This window comes from Aedoeadaptatus coxii (assembly GCF_001553115.1).
In the GTDB taxonomy this organism is placed as follows: domain Bacteria; phylum Bacillota; class Clostridia; order Tissierellales; family Peptoniphilaceae; genus Aedoeadaptatus; species Aedoeadaptatus coxii.
In genome coordinates this window covers 207,268-218,856 of sequence record NZ_KQ960182.1, presented here as the reverse complement: position 1 = coordinate 218,856, position 11,589 = coordinate 207,268, and the positions used below count along the sequence as shown (strand labels likewise).

Genomic DNA, 11,589 nt, shown 5'->3' with positions numbered 1-11,589 from the left:
TATAATAAGGATACTGGAGGTGACTATGTATAAAATTTTAGTCGTCGATGACGAGGCGAAAATTCGCGAAGTCATTAGAACCTACGCCGAATTTGAAGGCTATGAGGTTATCGAAGCGGTAGACGGTATGGAAGCTGTGGAAATTTGCCACGACGAAGATTTCGACGTCATCGTCATGGACATTATGATGCCCCGTCTCGACGGTTTCAGCGCCTATAAAGAAATAAAGAAAGAAAAAGACATCCCCGTGTTAATGTTAAGCGCCAGGGGAGAGGAATACGACAAGCTCTACGGCTTTGAAATCGGCATCGACGATTACGTCGTGAAGCCATTTTCACCTAAAGAACTTATGGCCCGTTTGTCGGTGATCATTAAGCGCCATCAACACGTGCGGGAAAATCATTTACTGGAGTTCGACGGTCTCGCCATCGATTTAGACGGCAGGGAAGTTTACGTCGATCACAAACCTGTGGAAATGACGCCGAAGGAATTTGATCTCCTCGTGTTTATCGCCGAAAATCAAAACATCGCCTTGAGCCGCGAAAAGCTCTTGAACAAAGTATGGGGCTACGATTTTTACGGCGACGATCGCACGGTAGATACGCATATTAAAATGCTTCGAAACAGCATCGAGCCTTACAGAGATTACATCGTCACCGTACGGGGAGTAGGCTATAAATTTGTCGGAGAAAGCGGTAAATAGTGAAACGGCATAATATCGTGGATCAAAAGAGCATAAGGGTAAAATTTTGGCTGTACTTTTCAGGTATGGCCATCTTTATATTGATTCTTCTCTGGCTCTTGCAGATCGTCTTCATTAATTCCTTTTACGAATCCATGAAAATTCGCGATACGGAAACGGTGGGGCGCGCCGTCACGCGGCAATTCGGGAAAAAAGATTTCGAGGAAACCCTTCTTCGCTACAGCTTTGAAAAGAATTTGAGCCTTCAGGTTTACAATGATCAGGGCGGGCTCGTGTTTCCTTTAAATCCATTGGATTATATTTACAGGCCCATGTTGTCGAAGGATGATTTTTTCACTTATTTTCTTCCCCTTTTAAAGGAGAATAAGACGGAAGAAACCTATGTGGCAGACTACAAGTATGAGGATTCCTCCTCCATTCTTTACGTTTCCTATTTGGGAGAGCAAGCAGGGGAGCGATTTTTCCTCGCTGTTTCGGCCAATGTGGATCCGGTAGATTCCACTGTGGATATTTTAAAAAATCAGTTGATCATCGTAAGTTTTATTTCGATTTTACTCGCCTTTATTATTTCTTATTACCTTAGCTCCCGTCTCGCCAAGCCTTTATCGGACATGGCCATGACGGCGCGAGCCTTGGGGCAGGGCGATTTCTCCGTGCAATTTAAAGAGCAGGAGTATACGGAGATCAACGATTTGGCGAAGACCCTGAACTACGCGACAGGCGAGCTGACCGACGCTCTGGAAATGCGGAAAGATCTTATCGCCAATGTCAGTCACGATTTTAAAACGCCTTTAACGGTTATTAAATCTTATGGCGAAATGATTCGCGACATTTCCGGCGACAATAAAGAACTGAGGGAAAAACACACCCAAACGATTTTGGAAGAGGTGGATTATCTGACGAATTTCGTCAACGATCTTCTGGATCTTTCCCGAGTGGAAAGCGGACTGGGAACCTTGAGCCTTACCGATGTTAATTTAAGAGAACTTACGGAAGAAGTATTGGCTCGTTTTAAAAATTTGAAGGAGAAAGGTTACGTCTTCCGAATTCACGGCGACGGCATCATGGTATGCGACAGTAATAAAATTCGCCAAGTCATTTATAATTTCATTAGCAATGGCATCAATTATTCCCAAAATAAGAAAGAAATCGACATTTACATTATTTCAGAGGGTCATTTGATCAGCTACTGCGTAAGAGATTACGGCAAGGGCATTTCAAAAGAGGATCAGGACTCCATTTGGGAGCGCTTTTACCGCGGACGGGATCACCACGAGCGTCAAATGGTCGGTACGGGCTTGGGACTGTTTATCTGCAAAAATATTTTGGAACTACACGGCTTCCGTTACGGTGTAAAATCGGCTGTAGGTGTAGGAAGTACCTTCTATTTTCAAGGACCTCTCGGTAAAAATGAAAAAGGGGAGGCATAAGATGAGGAGAAATCAATTTGGAATACTGGCGCTGATCCAGTTATTTGTGGCTATTCTCGCCGGCGATATTCTCGTGAAACAATTCTTTTTTAATCGTGATGTTAACATGAATGCTTTCTTTGTCGCCGTGGCGCTGATCATTGCCTTAGGGAGCAGCTATCGATCCTACAAAAAATACAAAGAAATGAAGTAAATCAAAAAGCGACCGAGTTTAACTCAGTCGCTTTTATAATGGATTGATTTAGTCTTCGCCTTCGAGTTCGATTAAAAGTTGGCCGCTTTCGATGCTGTCGCCTTCTTCAACGGAGATATGTGCGATGACGCCGTCGCGAGGCGAAATAACATTGGTTTCCATCTTCATGGCTTCGAGAACCATAAGAGGTTGCGATTCCTTCACTTTATCGCCTACGGAAACATTGATCTTTGCCACAGTACCGGGAATGGAAGCGCCGACTTGATTCGGATTATTTTCATCTGCCATTAAAGTATCGCTTACGCCGGTGCTGACCATGGGGCGCGTGTGGTCTTCGATATCCACGCTACGTCTGGAGCCGTTGATTTCGAAAGTAACGGTGCGTTTGCCGTCGTCTTTCAAACGTCCTACTTCGACGAGGGTGACGATCATCTTTTGACCTTCATCTACGGAAATTTCAGCGGTTTCGCCTTCTTGTAAACCGTGGAAGAAAACGTCGCTGCCCATGCGCCATAATTGATCGTATTTAGTAAAGTTCGTAACGTACTCTTCAAATACTTTCGGGTAAAGGGAATAGCTGGTGACGTCGCGATCGCTGGGCTCGTGATCCATAATGGTGCGTAAATAATTTTTATCCGCTTCGTAATCTTCGGGATCTAAAAGTTTACCCGGGCGAACCGTAATGGGTTTTTCGTCTTTTAATACGATTTTTTGGAGTTTTTCCGGGAAGCCGCCATATGGTTGACCCATCATACCTTTAAAGTAGGTGACGACGGAATCCGGATAGTCGAGGTTGGCGCCTTTTTCGTAAATATTTTCAGGCGTTAAGTCATTTTGTACCATGAAAATGGACATGTCGCCGACCATTTTAGAGGAAGGCGTTACTTTAATAATATCGCCGACCATTTGGTTGACATCTTTGTACATTTCCTTAACTTCTTTAAATTTATGACCCAAACCGAAACTTTCTACTTGAGGTTTCAAGTTGGAGTATTGGCCGCCGGGAATTTCGTATTTGTAAATTTCGGTAGTGCCGCTCTTTAAGTCGGATTCGAAATTTTCGTAAACCGGGCGAACAGCAGCCCAATAAGCAGAAATGCGGTCGATGGCGTCGAGATCGATTCTCGTGGAACGGGAGGTATTTTCAAGTGCCGCCACGACGGAGTTAAGTGCCGGTTGAGAGGTAAGCCCGCTCATGGAGTTAATGGCCGTATCGGCAATGTCGACGCCGGCTTCGGCTGCCATTAAAACGGTAGCGACGCCGTTTCCGGTGGTGTCGTGGGTGTGCAGATGAATAGGAATGGAGATTTCGTTTTTAAGGGCTTTGACGAGTTTGTGGGCGGCGTAGGGTTTTAAGAGACCGCTCATGTCCTTGATGCCGATAATATGGCAACCGACTTTTTCCAAATCTTTAGCCAAGTTTACATAGTATTCCAGAGTATATTTGTCTCGTGTTTCGTCGAGAATATCGCCGGTGTAGCACATGGTGCCTTCTGCAATTTTTCCGTTGGCGATGGTTTCTTCAATGGCGAGACGCATGCCTTCGATCCAGTTGAGGGAGTCGAAAATACGGAAAATATCGATGCCGCCTTCAGACGATTCTTTAATGAACTTCTTAACGACATTGTCGGGATAGTTTTTGTAGCCGACGGTGTTATTGCCGCGAACGAGCATTTGCATTAAAAGATTGGGCATGGCTTTGCGAAGAACGTCCAGACGATGCCAGGGGTCTTCGTGTAGGAATCGATAGGCTACATCGAATGTAGCGCCGCCCCACATTTCCATACTGAAAATATCGCGGATATTGTAGTTCATGGATTTGGCGACTTTTAAAAGGTCGACTGTACGCATACGTGTCGCCATTAAGGATTGATGAGCGTCGCGCATGGTGGTGTCCGTTAAAAGTAAGCGATCTTGATCTAAAATCCATTGGGAAAGTTTTTTAGCTCCCAACTCGTCGAATATTTGCTTGGATCCCTTAAAAGGCTCTTCCTTATAAGGGGGCACGACGGGAACGTCAAAAGCTTTTTTGCGGGAGGTATTATCGTTGACGACGATGTTTCCAATATGTTCCATGACGCGGAGTTCTCTGTCGGTGGAGGTGCTGATATCGAAAAGTTCGGGATGTTCAGCGATGAAGCCCGTGTCGCAAATACCTTCTCTAAATTCTTTTGTATTGAGTACGTTTAAAAGGAAGCCGATATTGGTTTTTACGCCGCCTACTTTGATTTCCCTTAGGGAGCGAATGGCCTTGTTTACCGTGTCGCTCCAAGTACGGCCTTGGGTAATGACCTTCACGAGAAGGGAATCGTAGTAAGGACTGATAACGGCACCTTGGAAGCCGTTGCCGCCGTCGAGACGAACGCCGAAGCCGGAGGAAGAACGATAAAGGGTAATTTGTCCTGTGTCCGGAGCAAAGTTATTGAGCGGGTCTTCGGTAGTGACGCGGCATTGAATGGAAAATCCGCGGGGCACGATGGCATCTTGAGAGGGAATGTTAATGGGCTCGTCGGACAATGCATAGCCTTGGGCGATTTGGATTTGAGCTTGAATAATATCGATGCCCGTTACCATTTCAGTAACCGTATGCTCTACTTGAATACGTGGGTTGACCTCGATAAAGTAGTGATTGCCGGAGCTGTCCACTAAGAATTCAACCGTACCTGCGGAACGGTAGCCCAGGTTTTTCGTAATTTTCAAAGCGTCGTTACAAATGTCTTCGCGAATTTTTTTGTCCACTGCGAAAGCGGGCGTAAATTCGACGACCTTTTGGTGGCGACGTTGAATGGAGCAGTCCCGTTCGTGAAGGTGGACTACATTGCCGTATAAGTCGCCGAGAACTTGCACTTCGATATGTTTCGGGCGATCCAAATATTTTTCGATAAACATGGAATCATTGCCGAAAGCTTTTTTAGCTTCACTCTTAGCGGAGTGGAATTGATCTAAAAGTTCTTCTTCGCTGTAAACGACGCGCATACCGCGACCGCCGCCGCCGGCTGCCGCTTTAATCATGACGGGGTAGCCCGCTTGTTTTGCAAATTCAAGTGCTTCCGTGTCGGAATGAATGGGCTCTTCGACGCCGGGAATGGTTTTAACACCGGCTTCTCTGGCGATGATTTTAGATGAAATTTTATCGCCCAATTGGCGCATGGTTTCGGGGCGTGGACCGATGAACACGATGCCTGCCTCTTCGCATTTTTGTGCGAAATCGGGATTTTCCGCTAAAAAGCCGTAACCCGGGTGAATGGCATCGACACCTTTATTTTTAGCGAGATGAATAATTTCGTCGATATCCAAATACGCGTCGACGGGATTTTTTCCCTTGCCGATTTGATAGGATTCATCCGCTTTCGTTCGGAACAGGGATAGACTGTCTTCTTCGGAATATATGGCCACAGAACGAATTCCTAATTCGCGACACGCTCTAAAAATACGAATCGCAATTTCGCCACGGTTGGCGACGAGAATTCGTTTAAATTTTCTCTTTTCCATAGTAACCTCCTTGTACCTATTAGGACTATTATAGCCCTTTAAAGCGTGAAGATGCAACTTTACCTCCCTATTTCGGTGAAGATATTGTTCTTAACACCTGCCCATGGTAAACTTACTACAGAAAGGATAATCATGGAAATTTTAGCAGCATTTCTACTAGATATAGTGTTTGGCGATCCGGAATGGATTCCCCATCCCGTAGTCCTTATGGGTCATTGGATTCAATGGGTTTACGGCTTGATTTTAAAACGTCCGCGAAGCCAACAGAAGACCCTCGGGATTGTAATAGCTATCCTAAATTGCGGACTTACGTTTTGCATTACCTATTTTTTAATCAATAAGTTGCCGCCTCTTTTGTCCCTTGCCGCGACTCTTTATGTTTTTTACACCTCACTTGCGGCGAAGACCCTTGCCGATGAAGGGGAGGGCGTTATGATGAAATTAAATTCCTCCCTAGAGGAAGGGCGCACGCAACTTTCTCGTATCGTCGGTCGGGATACGACTCATCTTTCGGAAAGAGAGATCATTCAAGCGACGGTGGAAACCGTTGCGGAAAATACATCGGACGGAATTGTGGCCCCTTTATTTTACGGGCTTCTCTTCGGGCCGGCCGGCGCCTTTGCCTATAAGATGATCAACACCATGGATTCCATGGTAGGTTATCGCAACGAGCGTTACAAAGAAGTGGGTTACGGCGCGGCGAAACTGGACGATTTGGCGAATTTAATTCCCGCACGACTGACGGCCTTTTTATTTTGCGTCGCAGCGGGGAGTTTGGAAAGTTTAAAGCGTGGCTTTAGGAGTGTAAAGAAATTTCACTCCGCCCATTTAAGCCCCAATGCAGGATGGCCGGAAGCTGCCGTCGCAGGAATTCTGGGAATCGAATTGGGAGGCGGCCACTTTTATTTTGGCGAATATGTGGAAAAGCCCACTATCGGCTATGCACTTAAAGAGTCCGAGATAAACGATATTCGATGTACCATCGATCTTATGTGGCGCGTCACGTTTTTCTTTGTCATCATCTGCATGGCAATTGACGCCCTATATTAAGGAGGAAAAATGAAAGCATTGATTATTGCCACCTTCGGCAGTACGCACCGAGACGCACTGGAGCGCGATTTAAAACCGGTGTGCGATCACATTAAAAACTTGGTGCCCGAATGGGAGACTGCTTTGGCATTTACATCCCGTATGGTTATTCGGCGCATCGAATCTCGAGACGGCGAAAAGTTTATGGATGAAATCGAGGCAATCGACTACTTCATTTCAAAGGGTTATAAAAAAGAAGATATTTACATTCAGCCTCTACACTTAATTCCAGGGATCGAATATGAAAAACTTTCTAAACACGTAAGAGACGGTGTCCACGTAGGGGAACCTTTATTCGCCCATAAGGAAGATATTTTACATTTTGCCGAAAAGGCCGAAGATGTATTTCGTGGGCCTGCGATTTTTGTCGGTCATGGAAGCCGCCATGAAGCCGATGAAATGTATATTTCTCTCGACGAGGAGTTGAAGTCGAGAGGTCTTGCCATGGCGGTATCCACCTTAGAGGGCGAGCTTACGGAAGAACCGGTCTTTGATCTCTTTGAACGTAAGGGATGGAGGGAATTAAACCTTTATCCCTTGCTTCTTTTGGCAGGCGACCATGCGAAAAATGATATTGCCGCTGAAAAAGATTCCTATCGCGAAGAATTGGAAGGGAGAGGTTTCAAAGTCCACACATCATTAGATGGCCTTGGAACCTATCCTTTTATTCAAAAAATGTACGGCGAAAAATTGGTAAAACTAATAGGAGAAAGCGATCATGCGTAAATTAATAGGTATCGGCGTCGGACCCGGCGCAGAGGATTTAATAACCCTTAGAGCCCTTCGCTATTTGGAACGAGCCGACCATATTTTTGTTCCTCGTAATAAGGGCAAGACGCGAGCCTACGATATTGTAAAAGATTTTATCGACGAAGAAAAAGTTGTATTTATCGAATTTCCCATGGGGGAAGATATAAGAGAAATTTACGAAGATTCCGCGCGATTAATTGATGAGACGACAAAAAGCGGAGAGCTTTCCGTCCTTATTACACTAGGCGACGGAACGATTTACGCCACCCTACTGGAAGTATTCCATCGCTATCCATCAACGGATATTCAAATGGAACTTGTGCCGGGGATTCCCGCTTTTTTGGCGGCCATTAACGGCATCGTCGAGGCTCTCGTTAAAAAAGGCGATTCCTTTTTACTCGTAGATAATTTGGAAGATGAAGAAAATGTAACCGCCGACATGGTGGCGGTTTTAAAAACCACAAAAGGTGATGAAATTTTCAGCCAATTAAGGGCAAAGGGTTACTATCCCTTATATTTTGAAAACATTGAAACGGATCACTGGGTTATGACTGACGATTCCAAAAAATGCGAGGATCGCAAAGCGTATATGAGTTTAATTTTAGGGAGGAAAGAACCGTGGAACATGGCGGTGATATTGAATCGTATAGGGGATCGCATAAAGGTCCTATAATCGACTTCAGCTCCAATATTAATCCCCTCGGGATACATGAAAAAGTCAACAGGGCCATGAAAAATGCGCTGGGATCAGCGGATCGTTACCCCGATCGCTATTATCGCGCATTGAAGAAATCTCTCGCGGTATTTATGGGCTGCGATGAAAAGAACCTCGTCGTAGGAAACGGAGCCATGGAAATTATCGATGGTTGTATTCGAATGTTCCCCGGCATTTACATCGCCGAGCCGTGTTTTAACGAATATGAGAAAATTGTAAAAAACGAGGGGAAAACCGTCAGTCGTTTTCACATGGATCCGCCATTTCGCCTTTCTGTCGACGACTTTATTCGTAATATGCCTGGCGGCGTTCTCACGATTTTAACCAACCCCAACAATCCAACGGGCTATGTGCTTAAAAATGATGAAATCGAAAAAATATATCATGCGGTGGAATCCAATGACGGGTATTTATTAATCGATGAGACATTTATCGATTTCGTCGACTTACCAAATGTAAACCCTTCCTTTGGGCTATCATATCCACGTATGATAAAAGTCCGTGCCGCCACAAAAAGCGCCGCTTTGGCCGGCGTACGATTAGGATTCGCCGGTATGCCCCATAAATTAAAAGAAGAGTTTGAAGCACGCCAATTGCCCTGGACGGTGAACTGTATGGCGTCGGAAGCGGGGCAGGTATTAGAGGATTTAGACGATTATTTTAAAAACACGAAACGCTACGTTGCCGAGGAACGGGTACGGTTATTGGAAGCTGTGAACAGTTCAGCAGTCGGCAAGGCTTTTAAAGGTGAGGCGAATTTTATCCTGATTGAATTAAAGACTATTTCCACAAAATATGCTTTTAACTTTTTATTGGAAAGAGGAATATTGGTACGAACCTATTCCGATGCTGTTTTAAAAGATTATATTCGCATTGCCGTTCGGAAAATAGAAGAGAACAATCAATTTATCGACGCATGGAAATCATTGGAAAGGAGTGCAGCCCATGTACATCAAGCAACCGAAGGAAATTGAAATGACCTCAATGGATTTAATCGAAGCTTATATGGAAGATGTTGAATTTAAGCCGGAGGAACTTCCCATTGTCATGCGCATGATCCACACCACAGGAGATGTAGATTATCGCTTTATAATTGATTTTCATCCGAAGTTTATTGAATCGGCAAAAGTATCTATATCAAACGGCTTGCCCATTTATACGGATACAAATATGGGCCGTGCAGGTGTGAATAAAAAAGCTCTGGAAGCCAGCGGCTGTGAACTTATGACCTTTATTTCCGACGAGGATGTGGCGGAAGAGGCTAAATCTCGGAAAACGACGCGGAGCATCGTCGCATTGGAAAAAGCGGTAGAGAAGGGATGTAAAGCTTTTATGATCGGCAATGCGCCTACGGCACTTTTCCGCTTGTTGGAGTTGATCGATGAGGAGAGAGTAGAGCCCGATTTCGTCATCGCCGTGCCCGTCGGTTTTGTCGGCGCCGAGGAATCGAAAGATGCTATAGGCAACTACGATATTCCCTACATTCGAACATTGGGAACCAAGGGAGGATCCAATGTAGCGGCCTCGATTTTAAACGCTCTTTTATACGAGGTCGTCGGACGATGAGATCTACCATCGTCGACGGAAAATCCATGCGCATGGGCTATACGACGGGCACGTGCGCCGTGGCGGCGACACAAGCTGCCATTACCTCTCTCGAAAGTGGGGAGACCGTCGATCTCGTTCGCGTGCAGGTTCCGGCGGGAGATGTTCTCGCCATCGAAACGAGGGAAATTTCGCGAACCCATGAGCGCGCCACCTATTCCGTTATAAAAGATAGCGGCGACGATCCCGACATTACCGACGGCATGGAACTGCAGGTCACTGTGGAAAAGACCGAGGATGGAAAGATTACCTGGCGGAAAGGTATGGGCGTCGGCGTTTTTACCGAAGACAGTTTATTTGGAACGGCGGGAGAACTGGCTATTAATCCCGTGCCGAAAAAAGAAATTAAGAAAATTTTAGAGGAGCATAAAGGCGAGGGCATCGCCATCGAAATCAATATTCCCGAGGGAGAAGCTTTGGCGAAAAAGACGTTTAATCCTCGGCTGGGAATCGTCGGCGGCCTTTCCATTTTGGGAACGAGCGGTCTCGTGCGGCCCATGAGTAAAGATGCCTATGTGGCGACGATCAATATGGAGTTGGAGTCCTTAAAACATCTCGGCGTGAAGAGCATTGTGTTGACGCCCGGACATTACGGCGAAAACTACGCTAAAAAACATTACGAAAATGATCGAGTGGTACAAGTATCCAATTATTTCGGCGACGCTTTGTGTCTTGCACGGGACAAGGGATTTCAAAAGATTATCGTCTTAGGTCATATTGGGAAAATGGCCAAACTCGCCATCGGTATTTTTCAAACCCACTCCGCCGTCGCCGACGGCCGTATGGAGTCGCTGGCTTATTACTTATTTAAGATGAATGCGCCGAGAGAATTTATTGAATCCGTGGAAAAAGAAGTTACGGCGGAACGTGCCCTTATCCGTTGCCGAGAAGAGGGCTACGGCGACATTTTAGAGGTAATGGAGCGGGGAATCGAGGAGCGTGTTAAACGCTATTTAAAGCGAGAGGATATGGACATTCACGGGAAGATTTATACCATGGAGGATTTATCATGATTACCTTAGTAGGGGCCGGACCGGGAAGCCGTGGCTCCATGACCCTCGATGCCATTGAGGCCATTCAATCGGCAGATCGTGTCGTAGCCTTTCCCCGATTAAAGGAAAGTTTGGCATTTATTCGCGACGATATCGTTGAAATCCGACGCATAAGTGAAGCGGAAGAAGCCGTCGGTGACGATCATCTCGCCGTCGTCGTAAGTGGCGATCCTCTGTTTTACGGTTTGGCCGCTACACTAAAGCGCCGCGGTATGAACATCCATCGCGTCGTACCGGGGATCAGCAGCATGCAGTATGCTGCATCGAAGTTGCAAATTCCATGGGATAGTATGACATTTTATTCTTTTCACGGCAGGGAGAAAAATGTCGATTTCCTTTTGCGACAAAAGATTTCTTGCGTACTACTGGATAAACATTATTCCCTGACGGAACTTTCCGCCGACTTAAAAGAAAAAGGCGCAGAGGGAATGATCCACGGCGCCAGTTATCTTTCCTACGACAATGAAATGATGGAGACGAAAGCTATTGGCGAAAGTTTCGCCATTGAAGGCGATTTGGCATTAGGGGTGATTGAGCTTGCATTGGATGAAGGATGAAGA

The 11,589-nt window shown here is 45.7% G+C and carries 11 protein-coding genes; 10 read left to right on the top strand and 1 reads right to left on the bottom strand.

Annotated elements, in window-relative coordinates:
* Positions 1 to 25 precede the first annotated feature (25 nt).
* The 3 genes from HMPREF1863_RS07945 to HMPREF1863_RS07935 are packed head-to-tail and all read left to right on the top strand — an operon-like array spanning position 26 to position 2,326.
* On the top strand, positions 26 to 703 hold the full coding sequence (locus tag HMPREF1863_RS07945; protein WP_068369720.1) for a response regulator transcription factor: 678 nt from the start codon (positions 26 to 28) through the stop codon (positions 701 to 703).
* Positions 703 to 2,133 carry a sensor histidine kinase gene (locus tag HMPREF1863_RS07940; protein ID WP_068369717.1) on the top strand — a complete coding sequence of 477 codons (1,431 nt, stop codon included), beginning with the start codon at positions 703 to 705 and terminating at the stop codon, positions 2,131 to 2,133. Before HMPREF1863_RS07945 ends, HMPREF1863_RS07940 begins: the two co-directional genes overlap by 1 nt.
* A 1-nt stretch (position 2,134) precedes the next feature.
* A complete protein-coding gene (locus tag HMPREF1863_RS07935; protein ID WP_068369715.1) occupies positions 2,135 to 2,326 on the top strand; it encodes a hypothetical protein in 192 nt (63 codons plus the stop codon).
* A 48-nt stretch (positions 2,327 to 2,374) separates the two neighbouring features.
* Here the strand turns inward: HMPREF1863_RS07935 and HMPREF1863_RS07930 are convergent, their stop codons facing one another.
* Positions 2,375 to 5,818 carry a pyruvate carboxylase gene (locus tag HMPREF1863_RS07930; RefSeq protein WP_068369712.1) on the bottom strand — a complete coding sequence of 1,148 codons (3,444 nt, stop codon included), beginning with the start codon at positions 5,816 to 5,818 and terminating at the stop codon, positions 2,375 to 2,377.
* A gap of 132 nt (positions 5,819 to 5,950) precedes the next feature.
* Between HMPREF1863_RS07930 and cbiB the strand changes: the two genes are divergently transcribed.
* From cbiB to cbiE, 7 genes are read left to right on the top strand one after another with little or no spacing between them, the layout of a single operon-like run.
* Complete coding sequence (cbiB, locus tag HMPREF1863_RS07925) at positions 5,951 to 6,868, top strand: adenosylcobinamide-phosphate synthase CbiB (RefSeq protein ID WP_068369709.1); 918 nt, start codon at positions 5,951 to 5,953, stop codon at positions 6,866 to 6,868.
* A gap of 9 nt (positions 6,869 to 6,877) precedes the next feature.
* Positions 6,878 to 7,633: a sirohydrochlorin cobaltochelatase gene (locus tag HMPREF1863_RS07920; protein WP_068369706.1), complete on the top strand. Its 756-nt coding sequence runs from the start codon at positions 6,878 to 6,880 to the stop codon at positions 7,631 to 7,633.
* Positions 7,626 to 8,330 carry a precorrin-2 C(20)-methyltransferase gene (locus HMPREF1863_RS07915; protein WP_068369703.1) on the top strand — a complete coding sequence of 235 codons (705 nt, stop codon included), beginning with the start codon at positions 7,626 to 7,628 and terminating at the stop codon, positions 8,328 to 8,330. The genes HMPREF1863_RS07920 and HMPREF1863_RS07915 overlap by 8 nt, the downstream gene beginning before the upstream one ends.
* A 56-nt stretch (positions 8,331 to 8,386) precedes the next feature.
* Entirely contained in the window at positions 8,387 to 9,346 is a 960-nt protein-coding gene (locus HMPREF1863_RS07910) for a pyridoxal phosphate-dependent aminotransferase (protein WP_068369700.1), read from the top strand.
* Positions 9,318 to 9,938, top strand: a complete 621-nt coding sequence (locus HMPREF1863_RS07905; protein WP_068369697.1) for a precorrin-8X methylmutase — start codon at positions 9,318 to 9,320, stop codon at positions 9,936 to 9,938. Before HMPREF1863_RS07910 ends, HMPREF1863_RS07905 begins: the two co-directional genes overlap by 29 nt.
* Positions 9,935 to 10,990 (top strand): cobalt-precorrin-5B (C(1))-methyltransferase CbiD, encoded by a 1,056-nt coding sequence (cbiD, locus tag HMPREF1863_RS07900; protein WP_068369694.1) that lies wholly within the window; start codon positions 9,935 to 9,937, stop codon positions 10,988 to 10,990. Before HMPREF1863_RS07905 ends, cbiD begins: the two co-directional genes overlap by 4 nt.
* On the top strand, positions 10,987 to 11,586 hold the full coding sequence (cbiE, locus tag HMPREF1863_RS07895; protein WP_068369691.1) for a precorrin-6y C5,15-methyltransferase (decarboxylating) subunit CbiE: 600 nt from the start codon (positions 10,987 to 10,989) through the stop codon (positions 11,584 to 11,586). The genes cbiD and cbiE overlap by 4 nt, the downstream gene beginning before the upstream one ends.
* Positions 11,587 to 11,589: the final 3 nt, after the last annotated feature.

Coding starts and splice junctions, on each gene's coding strand:
- HMPREF1863_RS07945 (WP_068369720.1), top strand. CDS start 26: ATGTATAAAATTTTAGTCGTCGATGACGAGGCGAAAATTCGCGAAGTC.
- HMPREF1863_RS07935 (WP_068369715.1), top strand. CDS start 2,135: ATGAGGAGAAATCAATTTGGAATACTGGCGCTGATCCAGTTATTTGTG.
- HMPREF1863_RS07930 (WP_068369712.1), bottom strand. CDS start 5,818: ATGGAAAAGAGAAAATTTAAACGAATTCTCGTCGCCAACCGTGGCGAA.
- cbiB (WP_068369709.1), top strand. CDS start 5,951: ATGGAAATTTTAGCAGCATTTCTACTAGATATAGTGTTTGGCGATCCG.
- HMPREF1863_RS07920 (WP_068369706.1), top strand. CDS start 6,878: ATGAAAGCATTGATTATTGCCACCTTCGGCAGTACGCACCGAGACGCA.
- HMPREF1863_RS07915 (WP_068369703.1), top strand. CDS start 7,626: ATGCGTAAATTAATAGGTATCGGCGTCGGACCCGGCGCAGAGGATTTA.
- HMPREF1863_RS07910 (WP_068369700.1), top strand. CDS start 8,387: ATGAAAAATGCGCTGGGATCAGCGGATCGTTACCCCGATCGCTATTAT.
- HMPREF1863_RS07905 (WP_068369697.1), top strand. CDS start 9,318: ATGTACATCAAGCAACCGAAGGAAATTGAAATGACCTCAATGGATTTA.
- cbiD (WP_068369694.1), top strand. CDS start 9,935: ATGAGATCTACCATCGTCGACGGAAAATCCATGCGCATGGGCTATACG.
- cbiE (WP_068369691.1), top strand. CDS start 10,987: ATGATTACCTTAGTAGGGGCCGGACCGGGAAGCCGTGGCTCCATGACC.